This is a genomic window from Eremococcus coleocola DSM 15696 (assembly GCF_000428865.1).
Taxonomy (GTDB): domain Bacteria; phylum Bacillota; class Bacilli; order Lactobacillales; family Aerococcaceae; genus Eremococcus; species Eremococcus coleocola.
This window is the reverse complement of sequence record NZ_AUAT01000011.1, coordinates 40,729-58,226: the sequence shown is the minus strand read 5'-3', so window position 1 is coordinate 58,226 and position 17,498 is coordinate 40,729. Positions and strand designations below refer to the sequence as shown.

Annotated in this window: 19 protein-coding genes and 1 tRNA gene; all 20 read left to right on the top strand. The window is 40.0% G+C overall.

The window, feature by feature from the left end; translation table 11 throughout:
- Positions 1-3: 3 nt before the first annotated feature.
- The 20 genes from comGC to G396_RS0103550 all read left to right on the top strand — a co-directional run bounded on the left by comGC (position 4) and on the right by G396_RS0103550 (position 17,063).
- Positions 4-369, top strand: a complete 366-nt coding sequence (gene comGC / locus G396_RS0103650) for a competence type IV pilus major pilin ComGC (RefSeq protein ID WP_028125078.1) — start codon at positions 4-6, stop codon at positions 367-369.
- 12 nt (positions 370-381) lie between these two features.
- A complete protein-coding gene (gene comGD, locus G396_RS0103645; protein WP_162139959.1) occupies positions 382-831 on the top strand; it encodes a competence type IV pilus minor pilin ComGD in 450 nt (149 codons plus the stop codon).
- Complete coding sequence (locus G396_RS0103640) at positions 815-1,195, top strand: prepilin-type N-terminal cleavage/methylation domain-containing protein (RefSeq protein ID WP_028125076.1); 381 nt, start codon at positions 815-817, stop codon at positions 1,193-1,195. Before comGD ends, G396_RS0103640 begins: the two co-directional genes overlap by 17 nt.
- Complete coding sequence (gene comGF, locus G396_RS10895; protein ID WP_028125075.1) at positions 1,179-1,628, top strand: competence type IV pilus minor pilin ComGF; 450 nt, start codon at positions 1,179-1,181, stop codon at positions 1,626-1,628. Before G396_RS0103640 ends, comGF begins: the two co-directional genes overlap by 17 nt.
- Positions 1,615-2,379, top strand: a complete 765-nt coding sequence (locus G396_RS0103630) for a hypothetical protein (protein WP_006418027.1) — start codon at positions 1,615-1,617, stop codon at positions 2,377-2,379. The genes comGF and G396_RS0103630 overlap by 14 nt, the downstream gene beginning before the upstream one ends.
- A gap of 238 nt (positions 2,380-2,617) precedes the next feature.
- The gene (locus tag G396_RS0103620) at positions 2,618-3,685 is read left to right on the top strand and encodes a M24 family metallopeptidase (protein WP_028125073.1); all 1,068 of its coding nucleotides are present in this window, start codon (positions 2,618-2,620) and stop codon (positions 3,683-3,685) included.
- A 79-nt stretch (positions 3,686-3,764) separates the two neighbouring features.
- Positions 3,765-4,178 carry an Asp23/Gls24 family envelope stress response protein gene (locus G396_RS0103615; protein ID WP_006418019.1) on the top strand — a complete coding sequence of 138 codons (414 nt, stop codon included), beginning with the start codon at positions 3,765-3,767 and terminating at the stop codon, positions 4,176-4,178.
- Position 4,179: 1 nt separating this feature from the next.
- The gene (gene nusB, locus G396_RS0103610; protein WP_028125072.1) at positions 4,180-4,656 is read left to right on the top strand and encodes a transcription antitermination factor NusB; all 477 of its coding nucleotides are present in this window, start codon (positions 4,180-4,182) and stop codon (positions 4,654-4,656) included.
- 124 nt (positions 4,657-4,780) lie between these two features.
- Positions 4,781-5,671 carry a bifunctional 5,10-methylenetetrahydrofolate dehydrogenase/5,10-methenyltetrahydrofolate cyclohydrolase gene (locus G396_RS10890; RefSeq protein WP_051221095.1) on the top strand — a complete coding sequence of 297 codons (891 nt, stop codon included), beginning with the start codon at positions 4,781-4,783 and terminating at the stop codon, positions 5,669-5,671.
- Entirely contained in the window at positions 5,661-7,058 is a 1,398-nt protein-coding gene (xseA, locus tag G396_RS0103600) for an exodeoxyribonuclease VII large subunit (protein ID WP_028125071.1), read from the top strand. Before G396_RS10890 ends, xseA begins: the two co-directional genes overlap by 11 nt.
- Positions 7,059-7,286, top strand: a complete 228-nt coding sequence (gene xseB, locus G396_RS0103595) for an exodeoxyribonuclease VII small subunit (protein ID WP_028125070.1) — start codon at positions 7,059-7,061, stop codon at positions 7,284-7,286. It begins immediately after the preceding gene.
- A gap of 4 nt (positions 7,287-7,290) precedes the next feature.
- On the top strand, positions 7,291-8,193 hold the full coding sequence (locus G396_RS0103590) for a polyprenyl synthetase family protein (protein WP_028125069.1): 903 nt from the start codon (positions 7,291-7,293) through the stop codon (positions 8,191-8,193).
- A complete protein-coding gene (locus G396_RS0103585) occupies positions 8,190-9,008 on the top strand; it encodes a TlyA family RNA methyltransferase (RefSeq protein ID WP_006418040.1) in 819 nt (272 codons plus the stop codon). The genes G396_RS0103590 and G396_RS0103585 overlap by 4 nt, the downstream gene beginning before the upstream one ends.
- A gap of 17 nt (positions 9,009-9,025) precedes the next feature.
- A complete protein-coding gene (gene recN, locus G396_RS0103580; RefSeq protein WP_028125068.1) occupies positions 9,026-10,747 on the top strand; it encodes a DNA repair protein RecN in 1,722 nt (573 codons plus the stop codon).
- Between the two features lie 24 nt (positions 10,748-10,771).
- Positions 10,772-11,716, top strand: coding sequence for a tRNA (adenosine(37)-N6)-dimethylallyltransferase MiaA (miaA, locus tag G396_RS0103575; protein WP_028125067.1), 945 nt, complete (start codon positions 10,772-10,774; stop codon positions 11,714-11,716).
- Positions 11,717-11,733: 17 nt separating this feature from the next.
- Positions 11,734-12,963 carry a GTPase HflX gene (hflX, locus tag G396_RS0103570; protein WP_028125066.1) on the top strand — a complete coding sequence of 410 codons (1,230 nt, stop codon included), beginning with the start codon at positions 11,734-11,736 and terminating at the stop codon, positions 12,961-12,963.
- 14 nt (positions 12,964-12,977) lie between these two features.
- Complete coding sequence (gene def, locus G396_RS0103565; RefSeq protein WP_006418065.1) at positions 12,978-13,544, top strand: peptide deformylase; 567 nt, start codon at positions 12,978-12,980, stop codon at positions 13,542-13,544.
- Between the two features lie 60 nt (positions 13,545-13,604).
- Positions 13,605-13,678, top strand: a tRNA-Arg gene (locus G396_RS0103560).
- A gap of 202 nt (positions 13,679-13,880) precedes the next feature.
- Complete coding sequence (gene gdhA / locus G396_RS0103555) at positions 13,881-15,218, top strand: NADP-specific glutamate dehydrogenase (RefSeq protein WP_028125065.1); 1,338 nt, start codon at positions 13,881-13,883, stop codon at positions 15,216-15,218.
- Positions 15,219-15,455: 237 nt separating this feature from the next.
- Positions 15,456-17,063 carry a peptide ABC transporter substrate-binding protein gene (locus tag G396_RS0103550; RefSeq protein ID WP_028125064.1) on the top strand — a complete coding sequence of 536 codons (1,608 nt, stop codon included), beginning with the start codon at positions 15,456-15,458 and terminating at the stop codon, positions 17,061-17,063.
- Positions 17,064-17,498 lie beyond the last annotated feature (435 nt).

Genomic DNA, 17,498 nt, shown 5'->3' with positions numbered 1-17,498 from the left:
ATGATGAAAAAATTATTATTAAAGCTAGTTAATCATTTAACCCGTTTTAAAAAGAAAAATTCTGGCTTTACTCTCCTGGAAATGTTAATTGTTCTCATTGTAGTCGGACTTTTAATGGCGATTATTATTCCAAATGTCTCGGGTCAAAGGGACCGGATTGAAGCCCAAGCAAAAGAAAATATTGCTGAAATTCTCACCACTCAAGTCAATACTTACAAAATGGTGGAAAATGATAGTGCCACTGTTACCACCACCACTTTACAAGAAGCGGGTTATCTCACTGAAAAACAAGTCAAAGAAGCGGAAAAATTACTCGATATTGGACCAAGTGAAACTATTCCAGACCCAATTCCAGTTCCGAGTACTTAAAACTAAATCTGTATGATTAGTAGAAAAATCCAGACTCGAGCAGGCTTTTCTTTGATGGAAAGTCTGCTTGTTTTAACCATAATTACCTTAGTAATGATTGCCTTTCAAATAATCCCAAGCCGGGACTTACACCATTATCTCGAAGTTAATTTTTTCTTTTCTCATCTAAAGTCTCAGTTAATTTTTGGCCAGGAAAAAGCCATGACTCGGTTAGAACCTATCAGAGTCTCTTTTCATAAAGATTTGAATCAAATTTATTTCGCTGCTCAAAGTCACTTATATCCTTATCAAATCTTAGATCTACCGGCAGACTTAGAATTAGCAAGTAACTTTGAATTTATCTTTACACCAACTGGCCGGACGAATGCTTTTAAAACAGTTATCTTTAATGATTTAACAATGCAGGAAGCTTATTATTTAAAATTTCAGTTAGGGAGTGGTCGGTTTGTATTATCCCAATAAAGCGGGGTTTACCTTAGTTGAGGCACTTTTAGCATTTTTTTTATTTTCTTTCATCCTAGCCTTATATGTGCCCGGTCTCTCACTGGAAATAGACCAAATCCAAAGGCAGAAAAGTCAGCATTCACAATGGCGTCTTCTTTATGAGCTCGCGCAAGTTACCCTCCCGCAACGAGTTGAATCGACGCCCGTGACCGACGATGATGATTTAGCGGGTCAAGAGGAGGAAATTCAGGTTTTGCTCGAAAGTTATCAGACGGCATATAATGATTTACCAACGGATTATCAATGTAACCGTGAAGTGTGTTATCTTAGTTTTGAATCAGGTCATAGTTTAGGAGTTCTTGCCTATGAAAGCACAGACTAAAGCATTTACCTTGATTGAATCCTTATTTGTCTTATTTATTGCTAGTCTCATCCTTTATTCCCTTCAATCAGTCCTATTAGTTTACCGGCAGGAAGTCAATCGGGTCCAAGCTGATCATTATTTAGACTTTCACCAGTTCTTGGTCTTATTGGAAAACGAATTAAAACGATATGACCAAGTACAAGTCGAAAGCAAACAAATCATTGTTAAAAGTAATGAAGCTGAAACATTTTATCTACAAGCTTATCAAAATCAGTTAATTAAGCGGCCTGGTTATCACCCCTTACTCCTTGAAGTCGCGGATTTTACTTTCTTTGAATTTTCAAGTGGCCTTTATGTGTGGGTGGAATTTGATAATGGTCAAAAATTTACGGGGTTCATCCCCTTAAAGCTGTCGGTCCAGAAAGTAGGGTCAGCTGATGAGATTTCCTAAAGCTAGTCCCGGAAAAAAGGGTCAGCGTGCCATTGCCTTGCCCTTGGTCTTGGTTTTTATGGTGATTAGTCATCTAATTTATCTAGGCATTATTCAATTGAATGCCTACCAAGGGATACACCTTAAAGAGCTAAATACCTTTTACCAGGCTCGCGTTCAAGAAAATATGGCTCTGGAAAAAATCAATCCACAAATTCAGGAAAAACTAAAGTTATTTGAGCTAGTTTTACTTAATCAGGCAGAAGACCAGATGCGACAAGTCAGGTGGGTTGGCAATCAAACAGATGCGTGGCAATTAATTCATCCTCACATTTGGATTATGGAAGATCAAAGCAATCATAGGCTGGCATTATTACGGATTGATGTATTTGTAGACCAAGCTTATCATTCCCTGATCAATCCTAATTCAATCAGATTAATGGGCAGCTTCAAACCTTCGGGTTTGACCCAGGTGGACCCTAAATATCAAGCAGATGATCCCTGGTTAGCCATCGAAGCTGAAATATTAAAATCAGATTATCGGCTAGTAAAACGGCGAGAGTCCGATTATACCAACCATTATGATTATTTCTCACAAATTCAAGCAAACTATGCCTATGAAGCAGGTGGAGTCCAAGTGATGGGGGCGATAGATGGGTTAAGGATGACGAGCTTTATTGATCAAAGTGATTTTACCAGAACAAGTTTTACTCCCTTAAGTCCGATAAAATACCAATTTAAATTCTATTATTATGAGTGGCAGCAGGATTAGTCCGCTGCTTTTTAGCTAGCGGGATTGAAGAAGGAAAATCCTTGTTTTTAGCTTGGACTGCTGGGTATTTAGGAAGAAGTCTATCTTCTAAGCCCAGAGTTTTCACTCAATCATTACTTAATAAAAAGGAGAAATTTGACAAGAAGAAGCTACGAAAATTTTTTGCTTGGTTTCATCATTGTCATTTACAGGTCAAGATTGGTATAATAAAGGTAATCTGATGAAAGAAGGACTTAATATGTTATATCGATTAGAAAATGTACGTAAGGAGTTAAAAGAATTAGGTCTTGATGCACTCTTAGTGTCTACTCCTTATAATATTCGTTATTTATCCAATTTTACGGGAACCACAGCGCAAGTTTTAGTCACCCTAGAAGATGCTTATTTTATTACTGACTTTCGTTATGCCGACCAAGCCAAAGCCCAAGCCAAGGGATTCAAAATTAGAATCCAAACCGATGGGGTCTACCAAGAAATCAATGATATTTTAATTGAAGATAAAATCGAACGTTTGGGTATTGAAGCAGATAATATGACTGTTTCAACCTACATGGAACTTTCCGATTTATTTGAAGTTGAAATTATTGAAACCAAAGGTTTGATTGAAAGGATTCGTGAAATTAAAGATGAAACTGAAGTTCAATTAATCAAAGATGCTTGTGCTATTACGGATGCAGCCTTTGACCATATCTTAGGTTTTATCAAAGCAGGTCAAACTACTGAAATCGAAGTTGCTAACGAATTAGAACGTTTCTGCAAATCTAAAGGCTCAACTGGCATGTCTTTTGACACGATTGTAGCCTCAGGCTTACGGTCTGCCATGCCTCATGGGGTCGCTTCTGAAAAAGTAATTGAAGAAGGAGAATTGGTTACCTTAGACTTCGGTTGCTATTATAAGGGCTATACCTCGGATATGACCCGGACTATTGCGGTAGGGCAAGTGGATGATAAATTGAAAGAAATTTATCAAGTAGTCTATGATGCGCATATGAAAGTAACTCAAGAAGCTAAACCTGGTATGACCGGAGCTGAAATTGATGCAATTGCTCGTGATTATATTAGCGAAAAAGGTTATGGCGAATACTTTGGTCATTCCACCGGCCACGGTATTGGTTTAGATATCCACGAAGGTCCGGCTATTTCTCGCTTAAATCATAAACCTGTGGTTGCGGGCCAAATAATTACCAATGAACCTGGTATCTATATCTCAGGACTTGGTGGTGTGCGGATTGAGGACGATTTAATTGTGACGGAAGACGGCATGATTCCAATTCAAACTGCACCACGAGAATTGATTACGATTTAGTTTTAATAGACAGGTCTAGGTAAATAGCCTAGAATATAGCTAAGAAATTTAAAGCAAGACACAAAGGGGATGAAGATGCATGGCTAAACAAAAAGACTTACAATTTGGTGCCGTAAGCCAAGATGAATTAGGAACTATTTCAATTACTACCAGTGTTCTAGAAGCAATTGCTGCTAAGGCAATCAGTGAAGTTCCAGGAGTGGTTAAAACCGAAAGTCAACTCCAAAAGGAATTAGGTGCTTTTCTAGGATTAACCGGTGATAAGATTAAAGCAACGGCCAGTCAACTTGAAGGCCAACCGATTGCACTCGATGTGGCGGTTCATATTCTATATGGTTATTCTGCGCCACAAGTAGCCTTAGCCATTCAAGAAACCGTCAAAGAACAAATTTTGTTCATGACCGATATTGTAATCCAAGAAGTGAATGTCCATATTATGTCAGTAGAAACTGATAGCAACGCGAATAATCTTTTAGATAAAGTCGGTGAGTAAGATGGGGTTATCTGTTGAAAATCGTTCGCAAGCCAGACAAGTAGCGGTTCAAGCCTTATATGATTATACCCACTTTGAAAGTAATAATGACTTAGATCAAGCTTTAGACTTTGCCCTAGAATCAGGTCATTTTCCTGACCAAGGCTATGATGAAGTTGCTAATGATTATTTGTATTTGCTTTTAAATGGTGTGGTAGATCATCTCAGTAAGATTGATGCCCATATCGAAAAATATTTAAAAAATTGGACTTTAGCGCGGATTGCCCGCATTGATTTGAATATTTTACGGGTTGCTTTCTTCGAATTACTCTATATGGATAAAGAAGATGTGCCGGCTAGAGTTACAGTGGATGAAGCGATTGAGTTGAGCAAATTTTTCTCAGATGATAAATCGCGGCAATTCATTAACGGCGTTTTAGCCACAGCTATCAATGATTTGGGGAAAAATCAGGATCAGGATGAAGCTAAGCTTAAATAATTAGCCTATTATTTTGTATAAGAGGTCAGGAGGATACCTGACCTCTTTAATTATTGCAACAAATTTTTAAAATATGAATCCAAACAATAAATATGGTAAAATTTAGGCGAATGGAGGAATGAGGATGACACAAATTTTGACAGGCGAACGCTTAGCGCAGGCTAAGTTTTTGACATGCAAAAATTTTATAAAAGATTTAGACCCTGAATTCAAGAAACCAGGCTTAGCCATCCTCACCAATCGAAAGGAAAAAGGGAATCAAGTTTACCTCAAGCAAATAAAAAAACAGACCCAAGCACTCGGCTTAGAGTTGACTGTAGCGGATGTTGCAGACTATGCCACACTTGCAGACATGGAAGCTCTGATTGAAACTTGGAATTATGATGATAATATTCATGCTATCCAGGTTCAAAGCCATCTTTTGCCAACTTCCGAGCAATATGCACTTCAACAAACTGTTGCTCCCCAAAAGGATATTGAAGGCCAACATGCCATCAATCAAGGCCGGCTTAATTTAAACCAGCCAACATTTTTGCCGGTGACTGCTCAAGCGGTCTTAGATTTATTGACTTTTTATCAAGTCCCAGTTAGGGGTAAACAAGTCACAATTTTAGGTATGAGTTTCATAGTGGGTCTTCCCTTGGCCATAAAATTGAGCCATCTTGATGCGACAGTGTCCTTGTGCCATCGGGAAACATCTAATTTAACCCCTTATTTAAACCAGGCAGACTTAATTATTTCAGCCATGGGCCAAGTGGGGGTGCTCTCAGCGGAGGATATCTCCAAAGCAGCGGTCTTGATTGATGTGGCCACAAATTTGGACTCTGACGGAAAGTTGGTGGGAGATTTTCCTTATGCTGACTTAAAAGACCAGGTTAAAGCAATTACCCCTGTGCCAGGTGGCTTAGGTCCAGTGACCGTTATGACTTTGATGGAGTCGGTCTTACAAGCTTATGGACTGCAAAATAATTTAAATTTAGATAGGATTCGAAAGGAGGCAGATAATGGTAGATAAGCAAAAGTTAGATAGCCAAAAATTCCTCACTGTATCTGCTCTCACCGCCTATTTAAAGCAAAAATTTGTACGTGATCCATATTTACAAGAAGTTTACCTAGTGGGCGAAGTGTCCAATTTCCGCTTAAGACCCAATGGCCATCAGTATTTCCGACTTAAAGATGATCGGGCTACAATTTCGGTGGTCATGTATAAGTCCCAATTTGCTAAAGTTCCCTTTAAGTTAGAAGAAGGGATGAAAGTTTTTGTAAAAGGGTATGTCTCCTTATATGAGAGTTCAGGTTCTTATCAAATGTATTTGGAGGACATTCAACCCGATGGCGTGGGGGCCCTCTATCAAGCCTTAGAACAACTAAAAGAAGAATTTCGTAAATCCGGTCTGTTTGAACAAAGACAGGGACCGATTAAACGGTTTCCAGAACGAATTGCAGTGATTACCAGTCCGTCTGGTGCTGTTATTCGCGATATCATCACGACAATAAAACGCCGGTATCCTATCGTTGATGTAGTTGTTTTTCCTAGTAGAGTCCAAGGTAAGGAAGCGGCTGGGGAGATTGTGGCCGCCTTTGAGGCCATTCGCCAGCAAGCTCAAGATTTTGATACCATTATCTTAGCTCGGGGTGGTGGCTCGATTGAAGACCTCTGGCCCTTTAATGAAAAGGTAGTAGCCCATGCAATTTTAGCCTCGCCTTTGCCAGTGATTTCTTCTGTTGGCCATGAAACTGATACGACCATTGTCGATTTAGCGGCCGACTTGCGGGCACCAACGCCTACGGCAGCGGCAGAATTAGCCGTCCCAGTCCTGAATGAAGTGCTGATGCGGTTGGATGAACAACAATTACGTCTGGGCCAAGCCATGACAATGGCAATTCAAGGGCGGCAAGACTATTTGAAACGGATTACCGATTCTTATATTTTTAAGCAACCTGACCGTTTATATCAAGCCTATAGCCAAAATTTGGACCTATTAGACCAATCGCTACAAGTGACCATGCAAACAGTGCTGAATAAAGCAGACCAAGCCTTTCAAAAGACGAGCCAAGCCATCCAAATTAAGAATTTGCAACAATCGTTGGTATATCAAGCAACTACTTTAAAAGATCGGAGCCAGGCCCTACAAAGAGCGACTCTTGTTTATCTCCAAAGTCAAAACCAAGCCCTAAAAAATCAAACGGATCTGTTAGAAGCCCGCAGCCCCTTGCAAATTATGCAGCAAGGCTATGCCTTGGTCACACAAGCAGATAAGCTTGTGAAATCTTATAAAGATGTTAAGATAGGTGAAACGATTGAAATTCAATTTACGGATGGCTCGATTTATGGTCAAGTTATTGATCAAGAAGCCCAAAGCCAAAACTTACTTGATTCGATGGGAGAGGAGCAGAACTAGATGACTGAAATAAAAAATGAACCCAAAGATTTTGAGGCGGCCTTAGCCGAATTAGAACAAATCGTGAGTCAATTAGAGCAAGGAAATTTACCTTTAGAAGAAGCGATTGAAGCCTATAAACGTGGCACCCAATTAAGTCAATTTTGTAAGAATAAACTAACCAGTGCGCAAGAAACCGTGGCTAAATTAATGACAGACCAAGGCCCAGTTCCTTTGGATAAGGAGTAGCCCTATGACAACTAAGACAATTCCAGAACTACGTCAATACTATGAACGTAAATTTGATAAACATTGTTTATCAATTGAAGCCCCTTTGGAGATGGTTAAACCCATGTTATATTCCCTTAAAAATGGGGGCAAACGTCTTCGTCCTTTGATGGTGCTCTTGGTGATTGATATTTTTGAACAAGCCAATCTTAAAGATGGTCTATCCACAGCTTTTGCCTTGGAATATATCCACACCTATTCACTAATTCATGATGATCTACCTGCCATGGATAATGATGATTTAAGGCGGGGACAACCAACCAATCATGTCCAATTTGATGAAGCAACTGCTATTTTGGCAGGGGATGCCCTTTTAACCGATGCTTTTGCTTTAATTGCTCAAGAAGCCAAGTTAAAACCTCGCCAACGCTTAAAATTAATTGAACTCTTAAGTCGTTCGGCAGGGTCAACCGGGATGGTTGCGGGACAATTATTTGATATCCGAGCTGAAAACCAGACGCTAACTATTGAAGCCTTGAAAAATATTCATCGACTTAAAACTGGCCGACTTTTTTCTTACGCCTGTCAAGCGGGGGCTATTATTTCAGATGCCAGTGATAAAGAATTGAAATTAATTGATGAATTTGCCCAAGCCTTTGGCTTGGCTTATCAAATCCATAATGATCTCCAAGATGTTCTTTTAGATAGCCAGTCAACTGGCAAAGAAGAACACGGGGATGAAAGTCTCCATAAAGCGACTTATCCCAGCCTCTTAGGAGTGGATGGCGCCAAAGCTGCTTTAGAAACTGAAATTGAAACCATGCATCAGGTGATATTTCGTCTAACTAAAGAAACCCGGAAAGATTTCAATCGTCTCATAGCTTTTCTAGAGTATTTAAATATCCAAGTTAAGGAGCAAAAAGCATGAAGAAAGAACGGGTTGATAAGTTAGTTGTGCAAGCCGGCTTAACTGATTCACGGGAACAAGCGCAACGTTTGATTATGGCAGGTCAGATTTATGACGAAAATAACCAACGCTATGATAAAGCTGGCGAAAAAATAGATGTTAGTAAAATTCTCCATGTCAAGGGGAAACCATTTCCCTACGTCTCCCGAGGTGGTCTGAAATTAGAAAAAGCTTTAGAAGAATTTGACATAACCATGCAAGACCAAATCTTACTTGATATTGGCGCTTCAACGGGAGGCTTTACGGATGCAGCACTCCAGAATGGGGCTAAGTTATCCTACGCCCTTGATGTTGGTTACAATCAATTGGCCTATAAGTTACGCCAAGATGACCGAGTCGTAGTGATGGAACGGAAGAATTTTCGATATGCCCTCTTAGAAGATTTTCAGGAAGGTCAACCAACCATCGCATCAATCGATGTTTCCTTTATTTCTTTAGATTTAATTTTACCGCCGCTTAAGGACATCCTGGTTGCAGATGGACCAGTTATTGCCTTAATCAAGCCTCAATTTGAAGCCGGCCCGGAAAGAGTTGGTAAGCATGGGGTAATTAAAGATAAGGAAGTTCATTATGCGGTCCTCTCTGAGGTTTTGGCTATGATTGCGGGTCACGGCTATGTAATTAAAGAAGTGACCTTTTCACCAATTAAAGGTGGCGAAGGTAATATTGAATTCTTGGCCAATTTAGAAAACCGTAAGCAAGAAAATCAGTCAAACCTAGCAATCGATTGTCAGGCAATAGTAGACCAGGCTCATGCCTTAATGTGGGGTAAATAGTAGGTGAGGAGTTTCTGATGTTAATTTCATTGAATATTGAGAATTTTGCTATTATTCAAGCAACTAGTATTGATTTTTCCCGGGGGATGACGGTTCTCTCAGGTGAAACTGGAGCGGGAAAATCGATTATTATTGATGCTTTGGGTTTAGTCTGTGGTGGGAGAGGCTCAGTCGATTTTATCCGTAAGGGTGCGGATAAATTAAGTCTCGAAGCTTTATTTGTTTTTGACCACTTACCACAAGCAATCTGTCAAGTCTTAGATAAATATGGCCTAAGTTATTCAGATGAGGATGCCAGTTTGCTTTTGCAACGGCAAATTAATCTCAAGGGGGCTAATCTGATTCGAGTGAATGGTCATTTGGCTAATGTAAGCATGCTTAAGGAATTAGGAGCAATTTTAGTTGATATCCATGGTCAAAATGAACATCAAGTGTTATTGAATCCCAATACCCATCTTGACTTAGTCGACCAATTTGCTGGCCCTAGTTTATTAAACCAATTACAGACTTACCAAAAAGCTTATGCCAACTACAGACAATTACGCAAAGATTGGATATCAGGGCAAGAAACTGAAAGCAATCAATTGCAACGCTTGGATTTTATTCAATTTCAAGCTCAAGAGTTAGAGAAGTTTGGTCTAGATGCGGCAGAGGAGGACCATTTAAAAGAAGTCAGCCTTAAAATGCGGCACCAAGTTCAGGTACAAGCTGACATAGAAAGATTGAACCAAGTCTTGAGTGAATCAGACCAGTCTGTCTTGAATCAATTGGACCAAGCCATGACCTTTTTGGAAGAGTTAGTAAAAATAGATGATTCATATCAAGTCATGATAGATCAATTGAAGACGAGTCGCTTTGAACTTGAAGATATAGCCCAACAGTTGGCTTTTAAAGATTTATCGGTGATTGATTCAGATTTGAATCTTGATGAGGTTGAAAGTCGGCTCAATGATTATAGTCAGCTTAAACGTAAATATGGGATGACAGTGCCTGAACTGATTGACTATGAAGCTGCTTTAGCTGAAGAAATTTTTCAAATTCAGCACCGGGACCGGTATTTAGCTCAGTTAAAGGACAAATTACAGGCAGCTTATACCGACCTTTATGAAAAAGCCCAGCTCTTAGACCAAAATCGATGTCACGTATCGAAGAAGCTAAAACATGCGATTGAAACCCAATTAGGCGACCTTTATATGGCGGATGCTAGCTTTGCCGTTCATTTTAGCTCAGTGGGCCAGGACCGGGAATTGAGTGGGTTTGATTTCTTAGCTTTACATGAGGGCGGATTTGCCAATTTAGAGTTTTATGTGGCGACTAATAAGGGGCAAGATTTGAGCCCCTTGGTAAAGGTTGCTTCGGGTGGTGAGTTGTCGCGGTTTATGTTGGCTTTAAAGCGCGTTTTTGCCAGTCAAGCCATGAGTAAAGTAATGGTCTTTGATGAAATCGATTCTGGGGTATCCGGTCGGGTTGCCCATGCCATTGCTGATAAAATTAAAGAAATCAGTCAGAGCCATCAAGTCCTGTGTATCACGCATTTAGCCCAAGTAGCTGCAGCGGCTGACCAACAATTATTTATTCAAAAGGCCTTAGATGCTGATCAAACCGCAACTCAAACCAAGGTTACGACTTTAGCTAACCCAGACCGGGTCAAAGTGATTGCCAGTATGATGTCGGGTGAAAGCCTAACGGCTGCCTCACTTGATCTTGCCCAGGAATTATTAAAGGATTATCAAAATTAAGTGATCGTAGAAAGGAGTTATACCATGTCAAATAAACCATCGCTCTTGGTTATTGTAGGTCCCACTGCGGTCGGCAAAACTCAACTTTCTATCCATCTCGCTCATGCCTTGGAAGGTCAAATCATTAATGGAGATAGTATGCAGGTCTATCAAGGTCTAGATATTGGGACCGGTAAGATTCAAGCGCAAGAAATGGAAGAAGTTCCCCACCATCTTTTAGATATTAAGAAACCAGATCAAGCCTTTAATGCTTCAGATTTTAAAAGTCTGGCCCAGACCGCTATTCAAGAAATTAGTCAGGAAGGGTCCTTACCCATACTGGTGGGTGGAACCGGCTTATATATTGAGGGTCTGCTCTATGATTTAGAATTCGGTAGACACCAATCCGTTGACCCTACTGTGAGAGAAAAATTAGCAGACCGACTAGAAGCTGAAGGATCCCAAGTCCTGTGGCAAGAATTGCAACAAAAGGATCCTCAAGCGGCTGCAAAGATTCCATATCAAAACTCACGTCGGCTGATTCGTGCGCTTGAAGTGATAGAGACCAGTGGTCAGCTTTTTTCAAGTCAGACACATTTTGCCCAGCGAGAATCCGCCTATAATTATTTAGTCTTAGTCCTGAATCGGGACCGGCAAAAACTCTATGAGCGGATTAACCAACGGGTAGACCAGATGCTAAGCCAAGGATTAGAAGCTGAGGTGAAAACCTTAGTCGACCAAGCTCAAGGCCAATCGTTTCAGTCCTTAGCTGGAATTGGTTATAAAGAATGGTTGCCTTATTTTGCAGGACAAGTCGACTATCAAAGTGTAGTTGAAACTATCAAGCGTAATTCCAGACGTTATGCCAAACGGCAATTAACATGGTTTCGGAATCGTTTAATCCACCCAGTTTGGGTCGATATGGACCGTGACTTGGATCAAATCTTAGCAGAATTAGTGCCGATTATAAAAGAAGCTTTAGGCAAGTAGAAAAGAGATGACCTAGTATGCACCAGACCAATCAAACCCATAAAGCTATGGACCGGGTTTTAATTGTTGCGGTTCAAACCCCTGAAATGGCTGACAAAAATATGTCGGTCCTCTTGAATGAGATGAAAGACTTAGTTAAGGCAGCGGGGGGAGAGGTTCTTGCTAGTGTCCAACAAAATTTACCTCATGTAGATGGGAGGACCTTGGTAGGTAGTGGAAAGTTGGAAGAAATCCAAGCTCAAATAGAAGTAGAAGATATCGATTTAGTTGTGACCTATAATCAGTTATCCCCTCGGGTTAATCAAAATTTATCCCAAAATTTAGGGGTCAATGTTATCGATCGAATCCAATTGATTCTAGATATTTTTGCATTGAGGGCTCGGTCACGTGAGGGCAAACTCCAAGTTGAATTGGCTCAATATAATTATCTCTTGCCACGGATTATTGGCCAAGGACAAGCCATGTCTCGGTTAGGGGCCGGGATAGGAACGCGAGGACCAGGGGAAACCAAACTTGAAACAGACCGCCGGCATATTCGGCAACGGATGTTGACCATTAAACGGGAACTAGCCAAGGTTGAGAGTAAACGTCAACAGACGCGTCAACGCCGTCGTCAAGGGAAAGAATTTAATCTGGGTTTGGTGGGATATACCAATGCCGGAAAATCGACCCTATTAAGTCAATTGACCGAAACGGAAACTTTCATAAAAGATCAGGTTTTTGCGACCCTTGACCCGCTGACTCGCAAGTTAAGTTTGCATGGCAATGATAGGTTTACTATTACCGATACGGTTGGTTTTATTGAGGACCTACCTCAGGAATTAGTACAGTCCTTTAAGTCAACCTTAGAAGAAATTCGAGATGTTGATTTATTACTTCATGTGGTGGATGGGTCAGATCCCGCGAGAGTCTATCATGAGCAAACTGTGGTGGACTTATTGAGAGAATTAGACATGCTTGATATTCCAACCTTGACAGTCTACAATAAGAAAGATCAGATGCCATCAGATTTCCAAGCAACCCTATTTCCCAATGTGATTCTTTCAGCTTTAGATTTAAGTGATATTAAAGCTTTAAAGGAAGAAATTTGGCGTCAATCGATGAAGTTAGCCCAAGCCTTTGAAACCTATATCGATGCCGACCAAGCTCAACAAATCTATGCGCTTAAACAAGAAGCATTTGTTGAATCCGTTGACTTCGATTCTGATCGTAACCAATATAAAGTAAAAGGGTATCGGATGCCCTAAAAGGAGTTAATAAGATGATTACTATGAAAGATTTTGTCCCAGAAGATGATCCAATCTTACACCGGGAGGCCGCTGAAGTAAGTTTTCCACTGAGTGCTGAAGACCGCCAGTTGGCTTTGGATATGCGACAATTTCTCATTAACAGTCAAAATGATGAAGTGGCCGAGAAATATGACCTGAGAGCAGGGGTCGGTCTAGCTGCTCCACAATTAGGCTATGATAAGAAGATTTTTTGTGTTTATCTCGAAGCCTATGATGAAGAAAATGACAGCACTGAAGTTATGATGGATGAAATTGTGATTAATCCGCGTATTATCAAACATTCTGTCAAAAAAGCTGCCCTAAAGGATGGGGAGGGCTGTCTATCAGTTAACCGTGAAGTACCGGGCTTAGTGCCACGTCCTAAACGGGTCACCTTACGCTACTACAATCTTGATGGTGACGAATTAGAAATTAAGTTAACCGATTATGAGGCTATGGTTTTCCAACATGAATTTGATCATTTAAAGGGAATTATGTTTTATGAACATATCTCTGATCAAGATCCATGGGCTAATGATGGGTCAATTGCGATTCTCTAGCTGAAATGGCCTTGACAATTCGCGTAAAATAGTTTTATAATAACGTAGTTGCTATATGTTGCGCCAGTAGCTCAGCTGGATAGAGCATTCGCCTTCTAAGCGAACGGTCGGGGGTTCGAATCCCTCCTGGCGTATTATTAAAGCATTGATATTAAAGGCTTTGCTTGAATTTTTTCATAGTGACTATTCGAACTTTTTAGGGATAATTAATTTAGTTATCCAATAAAAAGTTCTTTTTTTATCTAAAAATTCAAAAACTTTACATGGGAAATTCTCGCAATGAGTTTTCATTTATTTTATAATGAACCATACTATTTTTTGAAATGGGGTTAAGCAATGAGTGCATATATTGAAAATATTTATCAACAACTTAATGAAAAACTAGGCCATGAAAGTGAATTTCTTCAAGCAGTCGGTGAATTTCTAGATGCGGTGGAGCCTGTGATGGCTGCCCATCCTGAATATGAAGATTTAGCAGTATTAGAACGGATTACTGCACCTGAACGTGTGATTATTTTCCGGGTTCCCTGGATGGATGACCAAGGGAAGATTCATGTTAATACGGGTTATCGGGTTCAATTTTCATCCTTAAATGGGCCTTATAAAGGAGGCCTTCGTTTCCATCCTACTGTTAACTTATCCATTTTGAAATTTTTAGGTTTTGAACAAATCTTTAAAAATATATTGACGGGCTTACCGATTGGTGGCGGTAAAGGTGGAGCGGACTTCGATCCTAAGGGTAAGTCTGGTAATGAAATTATGCGGTTCTGTCAAAGTTTCATGACTGAATTAAGTAAGCATATTGCTCCCGACCTAGATGTGCCAGCGGGCGATATTGGAGTGGGTGGCCGTGAAATTGGTTTCTTATATGGCCAATATAAACGCTTACGCCAAGCTGACCGTGGCATTTTAACCGGTAAACCCCTAATCTCTGGTGGATCTCTCATTCGCCCTGAAGCAACCGGTTTTGGCTTAGTATATTTCTTAACCCATATGTTAGCCGAAGCAGGGCAAGACCTTAAAGGAAAGAAAGTAATTATCTCTGGTTCAGGTAATGTGGCTTATTTTGCTGCCCGTAAAGTTGAAGAATTAGGCGGCATTGTCGTTTCAATGTCTGATTCCCAAGGGGCTATCTACGAAGATAAGGGGATTGACCTCGATGTAATCAAAGCGATTAAAGTAGATAGTTATGGTCGGATAAAGGAATATCTTGAAACTTATCCAGAGGCTAATTATCAAGAAGGGTCTGTTTGGAATCTTGATATGGTAGCAGACATTGCCTTACCATGTGCTACGCAAAATGAAGTCGATGAAATCGCAGTGGCACGTTTAGCTAAGGGTGGTGTGGAGTTTATCGCTGAAGGAGCCAACATGCCTTTAACCTCTGCCGCAGCCAAGGCAACCAAAAATCATGGCATTGTTTATGCACCAGGGAAAGCGGCCAATGCTGGTGGGGTGGCTGTTTCAGCTTTAGAAATGTCCCAAAACTCAATGCGATTATCTTGGTCCCGGGAGGAAGTAGACCAACAATTACAAGATATTATGGCTGATATCTTTAAGGCTTGTTTAGCGGCCAGTCAAGCCTATGATTTTGATCATGATTATGCTAAAGGTGCTGACATCGCTGCTTTTGAAAAGGTCGTTGAATTGATGCAAATCCAAGGTTTAGTCTAATATAGCTTTTTCTTTAGTAGTCTAAACTGAATTAATAAAGTAAAATGCCTGTTAATTAAAATTAGCTCTCCATTCTAGTTCATTGAGAGCTAATTTTAAATTGACAGGTTTTTTATTTTGCTTAAAGCAATTTAATGGACTTTTGCTATATTTTATATTAAAGTATGGACAGAATAATTTTATATGAGTGACTGTTCATATATGAGAGTCACTAGAAAGATAAAGAGGAGAAAACAAATGAAATTAAAAAAATGGATCACTGCTTTTTTAACAACAGCAGTTATAGCTAGTCCAGCGACTGCATTTGCCCAAGGGGATCAATCAATTAATATTGCAACCAATGGTGAATTATCTGTCATGGATAGCTCACTTTACAATGATGTGCCAACCTCAGATATGTTGGGGCAAATTTTTGAAGGCCTATACCGGGTCGGTAAAGGCTCAGAAGTAGAACTAGGCCAAGCCAAGGATGTAGAAGTTTCTGAAGATGGCTTAACTTATACTTTTACTTTGAGAGATGATATTGTGTGGACTGATGGCCAACCAGTCACTGCCAATGACTTTGTTTATTCATACCAACGATTAGTAGACCCTGAAGCAGGTTCTGTAGCTGCATCTTCAGTTGAAGTCTTTAAAAATGCCAAAGCAATTCGCGAAGGTGATAAGCAAATTGATGAATTAGGGGTTAAAGCCTTAGATGATAAAACCTTAGAAATTACCCTAGAATACCCAGCTCCATATTTACCAAAATTATTATCTGGTTCTCGTTTCTTACCAGTTTCGCAAAAACACCTTGAAGAAGTAGGAACTGATAATGGGACTACAGCTGAAAATATTGTTTCTAACGGACCTTTCAAAATGGAGGGTTGGAATGGAACTAACTTAGAATGGACCTTAACTAAAAATGATCAATACTGGGATGCAGATAATGTTCAATTAAACTCTGCCAATGTATCGGTCGTTAAAGAAACTTCAACTGGAGCCGATCTTTTTGATGCGGGCGAATTAGATTATTTTGTCTTGACGAGTGATTTTGTTCAACAGTATGAAGGCGCTGATTTTGTCCATACCGTGCCTAAAGCTACAATCGGATATATCCACTTTAACGCTCAACGCGAAAATACAGGTAATGCCCATATCCGTCGTGCCATTGCTAAATCAATTGACCGCGAATTATATACCCAATCTGTCACACAAGACGGGTCTGTTCCACTTTATGGGCAAGTGCCACGCGATTTTGATGTCAATGAAGCCGGTGAAGATTACCGGGATGCTAAGGGTGATCTATTAACCTATGATGTCAAGGCTGCCCAAGAAGATTGGAAGAAAGGGCTTGAAGAGTTAGGTAAAGATAAACTCGAACTAGAATTATTAACCTCAGATGTTGACTTATCTAAACGAACGGCTGAATTCTTACAAGCTCAATTACAAGAAAATCTGCCTGGTTTAACTTTAAGTATTCGTTCTGTTCCATTGAAAAACCGACTTGAAATGAACTCAAAAGGTGAGTTTGATATGTTCTATGGTACTTGGGCTCCGGATTATCAAGATGCCATTAACTTCTTGGAACAATATGCCACTGGTGGAGGAATTAACTTTGGTAAGTACTCAAACCCTGACTATGATAAGTTAATTGAGCAAGCTCGGACTGACTTAGCGACAAAACCAGAGGAACGCCGTCAAGCTTTAATGGATGCCGAACAAATTGCTGTTGAAGAAGAAACAGCTGTAGCCCCAATCTATCAAGCTTCAACCGTTTATCTCTTAAATCCAAAAGTTCAAAACTTTGAAGTTTATTCATTTGGTCGGACGATCAATTTAAGATTAGTATCTATTTCTGAATAAAGGTATTTTTAAGTTGAAATGGGGGCTGGGCAAAAAAGCCCAGCCCCGTTTATTTACTTAAATACTAGATGTTTTAGCGCAGTGGTTTGCTGTGGTTCTTTATTGAATGAAGTTGAACTCATATTTTCATTCAACTATTGGAGCACTTATTGGAACGCTTTGAGTGAAACAACATAGTGCCCCAGCAGTTGAGCGAAAGTATGAGCTCAACTACATTTATCCAAGTGCTCCAACAAGAAACACAGTAGTTGAGCGAAGAGATGAGCTTAACTTCTATGTCGCAAAGCGACTTGTTCCATCCTAATCAACCTTGCGGAGGCGGGCAAACGAAGTGAAAATCGTAGATTTTCTACTTCTTGCCCGCTCCCTTCTGTTTCGCTTCCCTTTTTCCACTTTAGAAAAAGCTTATTTTGAAGCGGAAAGTTTGACTTTTTA